Source organism: Pseudomonas sp. KCJK9058 (assembly GCF_046230975.1).
Lineage (GTDB): Bacteria > Pseudomonadota > Gammaproteobacteria > Pseudomonadales > Pseudomonadaceae > Aquipseudomonas > Aquipseudomonas alloputida.
In genome coordinates this window covers 1-12,498 of the sequence record NZ_JBJJLR010000083.1, presented here as the reverse complement: position 1 = coordinate 12,498, position 12,498 = coordinate 1, and the positions used below count along the sequence as shown (strand labels likewise).

Below are 12,498 nucleotides of genomic sequence, written 5' to 3'. Positions count from 1 at the left end.
AACCAACGCGGTGGATGGCACCGGCTCTGCCGGTCTTCGCGGGTAAACCCGCTCCTACAGGGCGCAGAATTGTAGGAGCGGGCTTGCCCGCGAATAGGCCTGCACAGGCCGCCCGAAAGGATCAGGCCGGCACCATGGCAAAGCCGACGCCGAACCGGTTCCAGGCATTGATGGTGGCAATCGCCAAGGTCAGGTTGGCCACCTCGGCCGGCTCGAAGTGTTCCTGCAGGGCTTCATATTGGCCCTGCGGCGCACCCTGTTCTGGCAAGCGGGTCAGGCTCTCGACCCAGGCCAGCGCAGCACGTTCACGCGGCGTGAAGTAGCTGGTTTCCTGCCACACGCACAAGGTCTGCAGGCGTGCTTCGGACTCACCGGCCTTGCGCGCATCGTTGGCATGCAGGTTGACGCAGTAGGCGCAGCCGTTGATCTGCGAAGCGCGCAGGCGTATCAGCTCCAGCAGCGAGTTTTCAAGGCCGCTGTTAGCCAGCGCCTGCTCCAGGCCGACCATGGCTTTGTAGGCTTGCGGCGCGTGTTTGGCCCATTCGATACGGTTGTGCATGTCAGTCTCCAGGCGTGTGGGGTGGATATGGCGCTACTGTAGCGCCGCTCATTGGCCACCCCGATAGCCAATTTTGCGCATAAGCGGGAGGCCAATCGTCCATTCAGGTGGCCACTGACCTGCATCCAATCTCTTCATTTCTGCCAAGCCAGCCGAGCCGGGATAATGACCAGTTCCTGCTAAAAGAGAACCGACTCACAATGAGCGCTGTACTGAACCTGTTGCTGGTGATCCTGCTGGCGTTGAACCTGCGGCCGATCCTGACCAGTATCGGCCCGTTACTCGAACCTATGCGCGCCAGCACCGGCCTGGGTTACCAGCAGGCTGCCTTGCTGACGGCGCTACCGGTGCTGTGCATGGGCCTGGTGCCCCTGTTGCAACCGTGGCTGCGACGCTGGGTCAGCGAGCACGGCGGCATGCTTGGGGGCCTGACCGCCATTGCCTTGGCCTGCCTGTGGCGCCTGCAACTGGACAGTGCCTGGGCGCTGATCGCCAGTGCGCTGGTCGCCGGCCTGGGCGTGGCGGTGGTGCAGGGCATGATGCCGGGGCTGGTCAACCGCTGGTTCCCTGGCCGTCTGGCCGGGGCGATGGGGCTGTACTCGGCGGCGCTGATGAGCGGCGGCGGCTTGGCTGCAGTACTCGGTCCACACATCAGCGGCCATTTCGGTTACTGGCAGGCGGGCCTGGGCGTTTGGGCGATCCCGGCCGTGCTGGCGGTGCTGGCCTGGGCCGTGCTGCGGCCAAGGCAGGAGGCGCCAAAGCTGTCCGGGGCCGCAGGCGGGCACTGGTTCGGCACCCGCCGGGCGTGGTTGCTGGCCCTGTACTTCGGCCTGATCAACGGCGGCTACACCAGCATGGTGGCCTGGTTGCCGGCTTACCACATCGAGCACGGCGGCACCGCTCAGGGCGGTGCCGACCTGGTGGGCCTGATGACCGTCTTTCAGGTGCTCGGTGCGCTTGGCCTGCCGCTGCTGCTGCGACGTTGGGCCGACAGGCGCCCGGGTTTGTGGCTGGCGCTGGCGATCCAGCTGGCGGGTTTCCTGGGGCTTTTGCTGGCACCTGCGGCGGCTTCCGGGCTTTGGGTCGCCATGATCGGCTTTGGCTTGGGTGCCTGCTTCAGCCAGTGCCTGACGTTGACGCTGGAACACCTGAAAACGCCTGCCGAGGCCGGCAGCCTGGCGGCGTTTGTACAGGGTATCGGCTTTATCATCACCGGCATCGTGCCGTATATCACGGGTTGGCTGCGGGATGTCAGTGGCGACTTCCAGGCTTCGTGGACGCTGTTGACCGTGACCGTGATGGCAATGCTGCTGGTGACCGCGTGCTTCAACCCGTGCGGCTATACGGCGGCTATCGCCCGGCCGGCCGCAACCGGCAAGGCCGCACCGGTCAACTGAGGCGTTGCAGGGTATCGCGTACCCGGTCCAGCGCCGGGTCGATATCCAGCAGTTCGATGGCGCCGAAGCCCATCAATAGCCCCGGGCGGACCGGCGCCTCGCTGAAGAAGGGTGCCAGTGAATACAGGCCGACCTCTACCTTGCGCGCGAGGTTGGCCAACAGTTCCACATCCACTGCGGGTTTAGCCAAGGCACTGAGGTGGAAGCCTGCGCTGGCAGGGATGGCGCTGAACCACGGTGCCAGATCGCTGCCAAGGCGCGCCAGGATGCGCTCGCGGCGTGCACTGTAGACCTCGTGGCAGCGGCGGATGTGCTTGTTCAGGTGGCCTTCGCCAAGGAAGCGCGCCAGCGCCCACTGCAGCAGGGTCGGGCTGTGCCAATCGCTAAGGTGCTTGGCCACGCAAGCGGCCTGCAGTACGGCAGGTGGTAATACGGCATAGCCCAGGCGCAGCTCGGGCAGCAAAGTCTTGGAGAAGGTCCCGACATAGGCGACCAGCCCATGCCGGTCCAGACGCTGCAGCGCGTCCGAGGCTGGCCCGTGGTAGCGGAACTCACAGTCGTAGTCGTCTTCGATGATCAGTGCACCCAGCTCGGCGGCCCGCGCAAGCAGGGCATGCCGGCGTGGCTCGCTCATCGGCATGCCTAGCGGGAACTGGTGCGAGGGTGTGACGTAGATCAGCCGGGTGCCATCGGCGATCTGTTCCACGCACAGGCCCTCATCGTCCACCGGCACCGATTGCAGGCGTGCCCCCAGGGCCAGGAACAATTGCCGTGCCGGCGGGTAGCCAGGATCTTCCATGGCCACCTGGCAGCCCGGTTCGACCAGCACCCGGGCGATCAGGTCCAGCGCCTGCTGGGCGCCGTTGCACACCAGCAGGTCGGCTGCGCTGCAGTGCACCCCGCGTGAGTAGGCGATGTGGTGGGCAATGGCTTCGCGCAGTTCCGGCAAGCCCTGGGCCGGGAATTGTCGCTCGGGGTGGCGCTGGCTGCGGCGCAGTGCGTAGTTCAGGCAACTGCGCCACTGGTCGAAGGGGAACTGTGCCTTGCTCGAAGCACCACCGACGAAGTCATAGCGCGATGGCGCCTGCACCTGGCGTTGGCTGAGCACGGTGGCGCGCTGCTGCCAGCGCTCGAGGGAGGCGGCGCCGGCCAGGGGTATGGTGGCTGATTCGTTACTGCGCAGCGGATGGCGTGGGGTGACGAACGTGCCACGGCCGACCACGCCGCTGAGCAGGTTATCGTAGGTCAGCCGCGAATAGGCCTCGGCCACTGTCTTGCGGGATACGCCCAGTTGTTCAGCCAGCAGACGGGTGGGCGGCAGTTGGGTACCGGCGGCCAGGTGGCCGCTGTCGATACCGTCGCGCAGTTGCTGGTAAAGCTGATCGGCCAGGCCTTTGCGGCCCTCCAGGCGAATGTGCAGTTCCATGGGCGGGTCCGGAGCGGAGGATTGCTCAGGATAGCGGATCGGCTGCGACTCAGGTGCTTGTCACAGGCGACGAAGAGGCCGAGCCAACCGCTCAGAGCCGGGCGGTGCTGACGGTGATATAGCCTTTTTCTGCCAGGGCAATGCGTATCACGGTTTCATCCTCCGGCGCGTTGCGGTTGCGCTTGATGCGCACGCCTTCAACCGCCGAAGCTTTCATATGCTCTGAAATGGCCCGCCCGTTCGCGTCGAAGAACACCTCGCTGGCCAGCAACTCGATGCGTTCGATCAATTGCCGGGAATGTTCATCGGTGGCGCAGAAGAACATGACCCCCGACAAGTGCGGGTCATTGTCGGGGTTGGTCATGTCATGGGCCAGCATTTCGCGCAGGCTGCTGCGCAGTTCGGCGATGGGGCGGGCGTACGGGTGCATGCGGAGCCTCCTCTGGATCGCGACCTTGCGTCCTCCAGTGCCGATCATGTTTTCTGTGGGCAGAGGCAGCAAGTAGGGCGCTTCTGAGGGCGGCGTAGGAAACGTCTTAAGATGCTGGGCGGTGGTCGAACCCCAGGGTCTACAAGGCAGCAGCCCCCGCCTTGGCCACCTGGGCATCCTGTTCGGATTTGACGCCGGATACACCAATGGCGCCCACCACCTGGCCTTCCACCCGCAGCGGCACGCCACCTTCAAGGCTGGTCAGCAGGGGGGCGGTCACGAAGGCCGTGCGGCCGCCATTGACCATGTCTTCATAATCCCGCGTCTCTTTGCGCCCCAGTGCGGCGGTGCGGGCCTTTTCCATCGCGATGTAGGCACTGGCCGGTGCGCAGCCGTCCAGGCGTTCCAGGGCCAGTGGGTGGCCGCCGTCGTCGACCACGACGATGGTCACGCTCCATTGGCGGGCCTGGGCTTCCTGGCGGGCGGCGGTCAGTACGCGGGCGATTTCGGTCTGGCCGATAACGAACTTGCTAAGCATGGGCGGGCTCCGGGTTCAAGGCGGCTTCGACGATTTCGATCCAGTGGCGCACGGGTGTGCGTCCAGCCCCATCGAGGTGGGCCTGGCAGCCTATGTTGGCCGTGGCAATGACGTGCGGTTTACCGCTTTCCAGCGCGTTCAGACGATTGTCGCGAAGTTGCAGTGACAGTTCAGGTTGGGTCAGCGAATAGGTGCCTGCCGAGCCGCAGCACAGGTGGCCATCGGGCACCGAGGTCAGGGTAAAGCCAAGCCGTGTCAGCAGCGCCTCTACCGCGCCGCCCAGCTTCAGTGCGTGCTGCAGGGTGCATGGGCAGTGGAAGGCCAGGCGCTGTTCGGTGCACAGGGCCAATTGTTCGATCGGCTCATCGCGCAGGACTTCCACCAGATCGCGGGAAAGTGCACTGACCCGTGCCGCCTTGGCAGCGTAATGGGGGTCTTTCTCCAGCAGGTGGCCATAGTCGCGGACAAACGCACCGCAGCCGCTGGCGGTCTGCACGATCGCCTCGGCACCCGCTTCGATGGCGGGCCACCAGGCGTCGATATTGCGCCGTGCCCGCTGCAGGCCTTGCTCCTGAGCATTCAGGTGATAGTCCACCGCGCCACAGCATCCGGCCTGCAGGATGGGTTGCACACTGATGCCCAGGCGGTCGAGCAGCCGCGCAGCCGCGGCATTGGTATTGGGTGACAAGGCCGGCTGCACGCAACCTTCCAGCATCAGTACCCGGCGCGCATGGCGCACTGCCGGACGCTGGCCGGGTGTGGTTACCTGCGCCGGCAACTTGCGTTTGAGTGAGGCCGGTAGCAGCGGGCGCAGCGCCTGGCCGCTGCGGGTCAGGGCCTTGAACAGTGCCGGGCGCGGCACCACAGCACGCAGGCCCAGGCGCAACAGGCGCTGGCCGAGTGGGCGTGGCACCTGCTGCTCGACCACTGCGCGGCCGATGTCCAGCAGGTCGTGGTACTTCACCCCCGATGGGCAGGTGGTTTCGCAGTTGCGGCAGGTCAGGCAGCGGTCCAGGTGCAATTGGGTGCTGGCGGTGACCGGCTCGCCTTCGAGCATCTGCTTGATCAGGTAGATGCGCCCGCGCGGGCCGTCCAGTTCGTCGCCCAGCAACTGGTAAGTGGGGCAGGTGGCGGTGCAGAAACCGCAATGTACGCAGGTGCGCAGGATGCGCTCGGCTTCGTCGGCGCGGGCCAGGCGGCGCGATGTTTCGCTAAGGTTGGTTTGCATGGGCTGGCCTCACAGGTCCGGGTACAGGCGACCAGGGTTGAACACCCCCTGGGGATCGAGCTGCTGCTTGAGGGCGCGGTGATAGCGCATCAGTGCAACCGGCAGCGGCGGGCTGCTGGCTGCACCGGGGGCGTAGCAGGTGGCGTGGCCGCCCACCCTGGCCACCTGATCGCGAATGGCCTGCGCCGGCGCGCAGGTCTTGAGCCAGCGCTGGGCACCCCCCCAGTCGATCAGCTGCTGGCCGGGCAGGTCCAGCTCGCCGGTAACGGTGGGTACGGACAGGCGCCACAGGGGGGCGGCGTCGGCAAAGAACGCCAGGCGCTGTTCGCGCAGGTCGCTCCAGAAGCGGTTATCAAGCGTGTCGCCCCCCAGCCGCTGGCGTGCCGATTGCACCGACCCTTCGCCGCCTTCCAGGCGCAGGTACAGCGTTTCGCCGTCATGGCAGGCGGCGCTGATTGGCAGCGGTTGCTGACCCCATTCGGCCAGCTCGGCCAGCGCTTCATTGCGGCCCATCGGCAGGCGCAGGCTCAGGCACAGGCGCGGCCGTGGCAGCACTTTCAGCGAAACCTCGGTCAGCAGCCCCAGGCATCCGAAGCTGCCCGCCATCAGGCGTGACACATCGTAGCCGGCGACGTTCTTCATCACCTCGCCACCAAAGCGCAGCAGCTTGCCGTGGCCGGTGATTACCCGTGTACCCAGTACGAAGTCGCGCACCGACCCGGCCCACGGCCGTCGCGGGCCAGACAACCCGGCCGCGACCATGCCGCCCAAGGTGGCCTCTGGGCCCAGGTGGGGTGGTTCGCAGGGCAGCATCTGGTCGGCCTCGTGCAGGGCTGCCTCGATCTCGCGCAGGGGGGTACCGGCGCGGGCCGTGAGTACCAGCTCGGTGGGGTCGTAGCTGACAATGCCGCGGTGGTTGCGGGTGTCGAGTACTTCGCCGGCCACCGGGTTGCCGAGCATCGCTTTGCTGTTGCTGCCCTGGATACGCAGCGGCGTACCTTCGTTCAGCGCCTGGTTGACCTGCTCCAACAGCGTCTGGCTCATGTCGCGCTCCATGCTCATCAGAAGCGCTCCAGCTCGGGGAAGGGCAGTTGCCCTTGGTGCACGTGCAGGGCGCCGAATTCGGCGCAGCGGTGCAGGGTGGGAATGTTCTTGCCGGGGTTGAGCAGGCCCTGGGGGTCGAAGGCGGCCTTCACCGCGTGGAACAGGGTAATTTCGTCGCTGTTGAACTGTGCGCACATCTGGTTGATCTTCTCGCGCCCCACGCCGTGTTCACCGGTGATGCTGCCGCCCACCTTCACACACAGTTCCAGAATCTTGCCGCCGATCGCTTCGGCACGCGCCAGCTCGCCGGGCAGGTTGGCATCGAACAGGATCAAAGGGTGCATGTTGCCGTCGCCGGCATGGAACACGTTGGCCACCCGCAGGCCGTACTCTGCGGACAGGTCGCTGATGCCCTTGAGCACCCGTGGTAACTCGCGGCGCGGGATGGTGCCGTCCATGCAGTAGTAGTCCGGGGAGATGCGCCCCACGGCCGGGAAGGCGTTCTTGCGCCCGGCCCAGAAGCGAACGCGCTCGGCTTCGTCGCAGGCCAGGCGTACCTCGCGGGCCCCGGCTTGCGTCAGCACGGCGGCGACGCGCGCGCAGTCGTCGTGAACATCGGCTTCCACGCCATCCAGTTCGCACAGCAGGATCGCCGCCGCGTCCACCGGGTAGCCGGCATGGATGAAGTCTTCAGCGGCGCGGATCGCCAGGTTGTCCATCATCTCCAGGCCGCCGGGAATGATGCCGGCAGCGATGATGTCGGCGACTGCCCGGCCGGCGTCCTCGACGCTGTCGAAACTGGCCAATATCACCCGCGCCACCTGGGGCTTGGGCAGCAGCTTGACGGTGACTTCGGTGACGATACCGAGCATGCCTTCGGAGCCGGTGAACAATGCCAGCAGGTCGAAGCCGGGGCTGTCCAAGGCATCGCTGCCCAGGCTCAGGCGTTCGCCCTCGACCGTAAGGATGTCCACCTTGAGCACATTGTGTACGGTCAGGCCGTACTTGAGGCAGTGCACGCCACCGGCGTTTTCGGCGACATTGCCACCGATTGAGCAGGCAATTTGCGAGGAAGGGTCGGGTGCGTAGTACATACCATGGGGTGCGGCGGCCTGGGAGATGGCCAGGTTGCGTACGCCCGGTTGAACGCGGGCGTAACGTCCCTGCGGGTTGACCTCGAGGATACGGTTGAAGCGCGCCATCACCAGCAGGATGCCCTTGGCCAGCGGCAGGGCACCACCAGACAGGCCGGTACCGGCGCCACGCGCAACCACCGGTACGCCGCGCTGGTGGCAAAGCTTCAACAGCGTCTGCACCTGCTCCAGGCGCTCGGGCAGCGCCACCAGCAGTGGCACGGTGCGGTAGGCCGACAGGCCGTCGCATTCGTACGGTTTGAGGTCTTCATCGCGGTGCAGGATTTCAAGATCCGGCAGGGCATCGCGCAGCGCCTGCAACAGGGCGGCCAGGTCCACGTTGGGCAGCGCGCCATCGACGCGTTCGTCGTACAGGATATTCATTGGCTCACTCGCAACGGTTTTTGTTGTTGTTGGCGAAGCGGTCACCGATGCAGCGTGCGCGTGCTAGCGTTTGGGGTCGAGTGAGATGTTGACTGGTCCTACCAGTTTCTTCGGGCAGTACTGTTTATTCACGGTTCTGTCTGGCTAGATTGGCGCTGTAAGTCAAAGTGGTCCTACCAGCAGGGGGGGGCGCAGTGGGTACTGAAGGCAAGGCCAAGGTCGCCGACCAGGTGGCCGAACGGGTCGAGCGGCTTATCGTCGAAGGCGTGCTCAAGGTGGGCCAGGCGCTGCCATCGGAGCGGCGGCTGGTGGAAAAACTTGGCTGTTCACGTTCGGCCTTGCGCGAGGGCCTGCGCGTTCTGCGTGGACGCGGCATCATCGACACCGAACAGGGGCGTGGTTCGTTTGTCGCCGATCTCACCGGGCAGGCGGGTGCTACGCCTTTGATGCACCTGTTCAGTTCGCAACCGCGCACGCTGTTCGACCTGCTGGAGGTCAGGGCGTTGCTGGAGGCTGAGTCGGCGCGGCTGGCGGCGTTGCGGGCTACCGACGTCGACCGCCTGCTGATCCGCCGGCGCTACGAAGAAATGCTGGCTGCGCACGAGGCTGCGCAGGCGCTCGATGCCCGTGAGCATGCCCGCCGTGACCATGCCTTTCACCGGGCGATCAGTGAGGCGTCGCATAACCCGGTGCTGGTGCATACCCTGCAATCACTCAGTGACCTGACGTTGAGCACGGTGTTTGCGTCGGTCAACAACTTGTACTGCCGGCCAGCGCAGAAACGCCAGATTGATCGGCAGCATGCGCGGTTGTACCGCGCAGTCATGGAGCAACTGCCCGAGCAGGCGCAGCGGGCGGCGCGTGAGCATATCAACGGCATACGCGACAGTTTGCGGGAGATCGAGCAGGAAGAGCAGCGCCTGGTCAGGGCGACCATGCGTATGGATGGCTGGGGGTGAAGCGGCCCTGTGCCGGCCCTCTCGCGTCGAACCGCCGCGAAAGGGCCGGTACAGGTTTACTCAATGATCAGCCACAGGGTCATCTTGCGACAAGATGGCCCGGGCCAGTTCTTCATCGTTGGCCTGCAACCCAGGATGGTCCTTGCGGACCTGTTCAAGCGCCGACTCCACATAGGCGCCGCGGATGGCACCGCCGCTGGCGACGAACGCTGAAAGTTCGTCACGGGCCGGGATGATCCGTTTGTCGTCCTTGAAGGTCGAATACAGCGAAGCGGAAATACCGGCCGAGGTGGCGACGTCGCCCGCATCGACACGGGCCAGGGCAGCACCGGCAGGCATCAGGAGCAGCAGCGCAGGGGCGAGGAGTAGGTGGCGCATGTCGTGTTCTCCAGTAACGTGAAGCACAGGGAAATAAACCACTCAGTGTCTAAGACGGCGGAGGCGTTGGGGTAGTTCCCTTATCCTGGCTGGAGGGTGTCGTGGATAAGGTGCACCTGCCGCTGACGATGTGGCTGAACTGGCGGTTTGCAAGCTGGCGACGGAGCGTGTCATGGATTGACCGCGTCGGGACGCGCGTGATTTGCTTGGGGGGATGGTGCTTCGCGGGCAAATCCGCAGAGGGCCCTGCCGATCATTCAAAGGAAACTGAAGGTTCGCCCATGTCCGACTACAAGCTGCACTGCTTCGCCGAATCCGGTAACGCCTACAAGGCTGCGCTCATGCTTGAACTCACCGGCCAGAACTGGCAGCCGGTGTTCGTCGACTTCTTCCATGGCCAGACGCGTGAGCAAACCTGGCGCGATGAGGTGAACGAGCAGGGCGAGGTGCCGGTGATGGAGCATGCTGGCAAGCGCTTCACCCAGTCTGCGCTGATTCTGGAATACCTTGCCGAACAGACCGGCCAGTTCGGGCCCCGTGATGAAGATGAAAAGCGTGAGATCTGGCGCTGGATGCTGTTCGACAACCATAAGTTCACCAGCTATTACGCTGCGCTGCGCTTTCTGTTCTGCCTGAAGAACACTGGCGAAACCGATGTGACGCGGTTCCTGCGCGAGCGTGCCACGGCGGCTTACCGTATTGTCGATGCTCACCTGGCGAAGACGCCATTCATGGTCGGTGGCCGGTTGACCATTGCCGACCTGTCGTTGGCGGGGTATGTGTTCATGCCAGAAGACACCGGTATCCCGTTGGCAACGTTCACGCACATCGAGGCCTGGAAAGCCCGGATCCAGGCGCTGCCGGGGTGGAAACACCCGTATGAGCTGATGCCGCGCACGGCATCCTGACTCATTCGCGGCTAAAGCCGCCTCCACAGCGGCCACGCCAAATCATGTGTGTGGCACACCCCGAGCGGGTGCGCCGCCCGCATACTCCGGCTTCAGGTGCCCTTGCTCATCCAGCAGATAAGCATCCATCACCTCCCGCACCACCGGCCCTGCGACCCGGCCTCCAGCCTCACCGTTCTCGATCATTACCGCCACCACCACACTGGGGTGCTCAGCCGGAGCAAAGCCGACAAACAGGGCGTTGTCGCGGTGGCGCTCGAGGGTCTTGTTGCGGTTGTAACGCTCACCCTGCTTGATCGCCACCACCTGCGCGGTACCGCTTTTGCCGGCAATTCGGTACTGGGCACCAGCGGCCGCGGCGCGGGCAATGCCGCGCGGGTCGTGCATGACCATCTGCATGCCCTGGCTGACCTGGTCCCAGGCATGCTTGTCGTGCAGCACGATGTCGGGCATGGGGTTTGGGTCGATCGGCGTATCGCCACCCACGGTCATGGCCAGGTGCGGGCGGTGCCACACGCCCTTGCTTGCCAGCAGGCTGGTGGCCTGGGCCAGCTGCAGGGGGGTGACCTGCATGTAACCCTGGCCAATGCCAAGGATCAGCGTCTCGCCCGGGAACCAGGCCTGGCGTCGTGTGGCGCGCTTCCACTCGGCCGAGGGCATCAGCCCGGAGGCTTCCTCGAACATGTCCAGCGACACCTTCTGGCCCAGGCCGAACTCGGCCATGTAGTCGTGCAGGCGGTCGATGCCCAGCTTGTGCGCCAGGTCGTAGAAGTAGGTGTCGTTGGAGCGCATGATGGCGGTGTACATGTCCACCCAGCCGTCGCCGCTGCGGTTCCAGTTGCGGTACTTGTGGTCATAGTTGGGCAGTTCGTAGTAGCCCGGGTCGAACACCCGGCTGCCAGGGGTGATCACCCCGCTGTCGAGGCCGGCGATGGCCACTTCAGGCTTCACGGTCGAGCCAGGCGCATACAGGCCGCGCAGGACGCGGTTGAACAGTGGGCGGTCGATGGAGTCGCGCAGCGCGGCATACTGCTTGAAGCTGATGCCCTTGACGAACAGGTTGGGGTCGAAGCTGGGGTTGCTGACCATCGCCAGTACGTCACCATTGGCCGGGTCCAATACCACCACCGAGCCACGGCGGTCACCCAGCGCTTTTTCTGCGGCTATCTGCAAATGGGCGTCCAGGGTGAGGACTATATCCTGCCCAGGGGTCGGGTCCTTGTGGTTGAGCACGCGCATCACCCGCCCCTGAGCGTTGGTCTCGACCTCTTCGTAGCCCACGTGGCCATGCAGCTGGCTTTCGTAGAAGCGCTCGATGCCGGTCTTGCCAATCGATTGGGTGCCGCGGTACTCCGTGCTGTCGAGCGTCTTGGCTTCTTTCTCGTTGATGCGCCCCACATAGCCCACTGAATGCGCGAAATGCCCGGCCAGTGGGTACTCGCGGATGAACTGCGGCTCCACCTCCAGGCCCGGCAGGCGGAACTGGTTCACCGCTACCAGGGCGATCTGCTCCTCGCTCAGGCCCACCATAAGGGTTACGGGCTCGAACGGTTTGCGGCCACGGCGCAGGTCCTTGTCGAACTGCTTACGGTCGTCTTCGGTCAGGCCCAGCACCTGCGTCAGGGTGTCGAGCACCTTGGCCGAGTCGCCGCCTGATCGCTCGCGGGTCATGGTCAGGTCGAAGCTGGGCTTGTTGTCGGCCAGTACCACGCCGTTGCGGTCATAGATCAGCCCGCGTTCGGGGGCGATGGGCAGCACGTGCACGCGGTTGTTTTCCGACACGGCCGTTTGTTGGTCATGCTGCAGCACTTGCAGCACATAGAGCCGGCCCACCAGGACAGCACACAGGCTGAACACCATGGCAGCGCAGGCCAGAAGCCGACGGTTGACCAGGTGTTTTTCCTTTTCGTGGTCCTTTAACGGGATGGGTTGCGGCATCTGTGAATCGATCCTGAGGGGTGGCAATACGCGCGCGATCGGGTCGCGGATGCTACGCAACCCGCACCGCACCCTCAAGGCGAGTCCCGGCTGCTGGCTGGCTGGCATCGGCTGTGCGCCCCATGATCAGGGCGCTGAGGGGGAACATGAAGATTTGTTCATTGCGTAGTCATGGT

Annotated in this window: 12 protein-coding genes; 3 read left to right on the top strand and 9 right to left on the bottom strand. The window is 64.9% G+C overall.

The window, feature by feature from the left end:
• Window positions 1-121 precede the first annotated feature (121 nt).
• Entirely contained in the window at window positions 122-559 is a 438-nt protein-coding gene (locus tag ACK59Z_RS25225) for a carboxymuconolactone decarboxylase family protein (RefSeq protein WP_108190617.1), read from the bottom strand.
• 200 nt (window positions 560-759) lie between these two features.
• Here ACK59Z_RS25225 and ACK59Z_RS25220 point away from each other — a divergent pair, with 200 nt between their 5' ends.
• Window positions 760-1,956 (top strand): CynX/NimT family MFS transporter, encoded by a 1,197-nt coding sequence (locus ACK59Z_RS25220; protein ID WP_409293930.1) that lies wholly within the window; start codon window positions 760-762, stop codon window positions 1,954-1,956.
• Here the strand turns inward: ACK59Z_RS25220 and ACK59Z_RS25215 are convergent.
• From ACK59Z_RS25215 to glcD, 6 genes are all read right to left on the bottom strand, one after another.
• Window positions 1,949-3,382: a PLP-dependent aminotransferase family protein gene (locus ACK59Z_RS25215; protein ID WP_108190619.1), complete on the bottom strand. Its 1,434-nt coding sequence runs from the start codon at window positions 3,380-3,382 to the stop codon at window positions 1,949-1,951. The genes ACK59Z_RS25220 and ACK59Z_RS25215 overlap by 8 nt on opposite strands.
• A gap of 91 nt (window positions 3,383-3,473) precedes the next feature.
• On the bottom strand, window positions 3,474-3,812 hold the full coding sequence (locus tag ACK59Z_RS25210) for a hypothetical protein (protein WP_004576022.1): 339 nt from the start codon (window positions 3,810-3,812) through the stop codon (window positions 3,474-3,476).
• A gap of 139 nt (window positions 3,813-3,951) precedes the next feature.
• Window positions 3,952-4,350, bottom strand: coding sequence for a heme-binding protein (locus ACK59Z_RS25205; protein WP_003256164.1), 399 nt, complete (start codon window positions 4,348-4,350; stop codon window positions 3,952-3,954).
• Window positions 4,343-5,578 carry a glycolate oxidase subunit GlcF gene (glcF, locus tag ACK59Z_RS25200; RefSeq protein WP_185279509.1) on the bottom strand — a complete coding sequence of 412 codons (1,236 nt, stop codon included), beginning with the start codon at window positions 5,576-5,578 and terminating at the stop codon, window positions 4,343-4,345. The genes ACK59Z_RS25205 and glcF overlap by 8 nt, the downstream gene beginning before the upstream one ends.
• A gap of 9 nt (window positions 5,579-5,587) precedes the next feature.
• A complete protein-coding gene (gene glcE / locus ACK59Z_RS25195; protein WP_409293927.1) occupies window positions 5,588-6,640 on the bottom strand; it encodes a glycolate oxidase subunit GlcE in 1,053 nt (350 codons plus the stop codon).
• Entirely contained in the window at window positions 6,640-8,139 is a 1,500-nt protein-coding gene (gene glcD / locus ACK59Z_RS25190) for a glycolate oxidase subunit GlcD (RefSeq protein ID WP_003256158.1), read from the bottom strand. Before glcD ends, glcE begins: the two co-directional genes overlap by 1 nt.
• A gap of 194 nt (window positions 8,140-8,333) precedes the next feature.
• Between glcD and glcC the strand changes: the two genes are divergently transcribed.
• On the top strand, window positions 8,334-9,098 hold the full coding sequence (glcC, locus tag ACK59Z_RS25185; protein WP_049586553.1) for a transcriptional regulator GlcC: 765 nt from the start codon (window positions 8,334-8,336) through the stop codon (window positions 9,096-9,098).
• A gap of 60 nt (window positions 9,099-9,158) precedes the next feature.
• On the opposite strand, the gene ACK59Z_RS25180 is transcribed toward glcC, so the two are convergent.
• Window positions 9,159-9,476, bottom strand: a complete 318-nt coding sequence (locus tag ACK59Z_RS25180) for a DUF2388 domain-containing protein (RefSeq protein WP_004576019.1) — start codon at window positions 9,474-9,476, stop codon at window positions 9,159-9,161.
• A 281-nt stretch (window positions 9,477-9,757) separates the two neighbouring features.
• On the opposite strand from ACK59Z_RS25180, the gene ACK59Z_RS25175 reads away from it, so the two are divergent.
• Window positions 9,758-10,384 (top strand): glutathione S-transferase family protein, encoded by a 627-nt coding sequence (locus ACK59Z_RS25175; protein ID WP_409293924.1) that lies wholly within the window; start codon window positions 9,758-9,760, stop codon window positions 10,382-10,384.
• A gap of 42 nt (window positions 10,385-10,426) precedes the next feature.
• Here ACK59Z_RS25175 and mrdA read toward each other — a convergent pair whose 3' ends face one another.
• Entirely contained in the window at window positions 10,427-12,322 is a 1,896-nt protein-coding gene (mrdA, locus tag ACK59Z_RS25170) for a penicillin-binding protein 2 (protein WP_409293922.1), read from the bottom strand.
• Window positions 12,323-12,498: the final 176 nt, after the last annotated feature.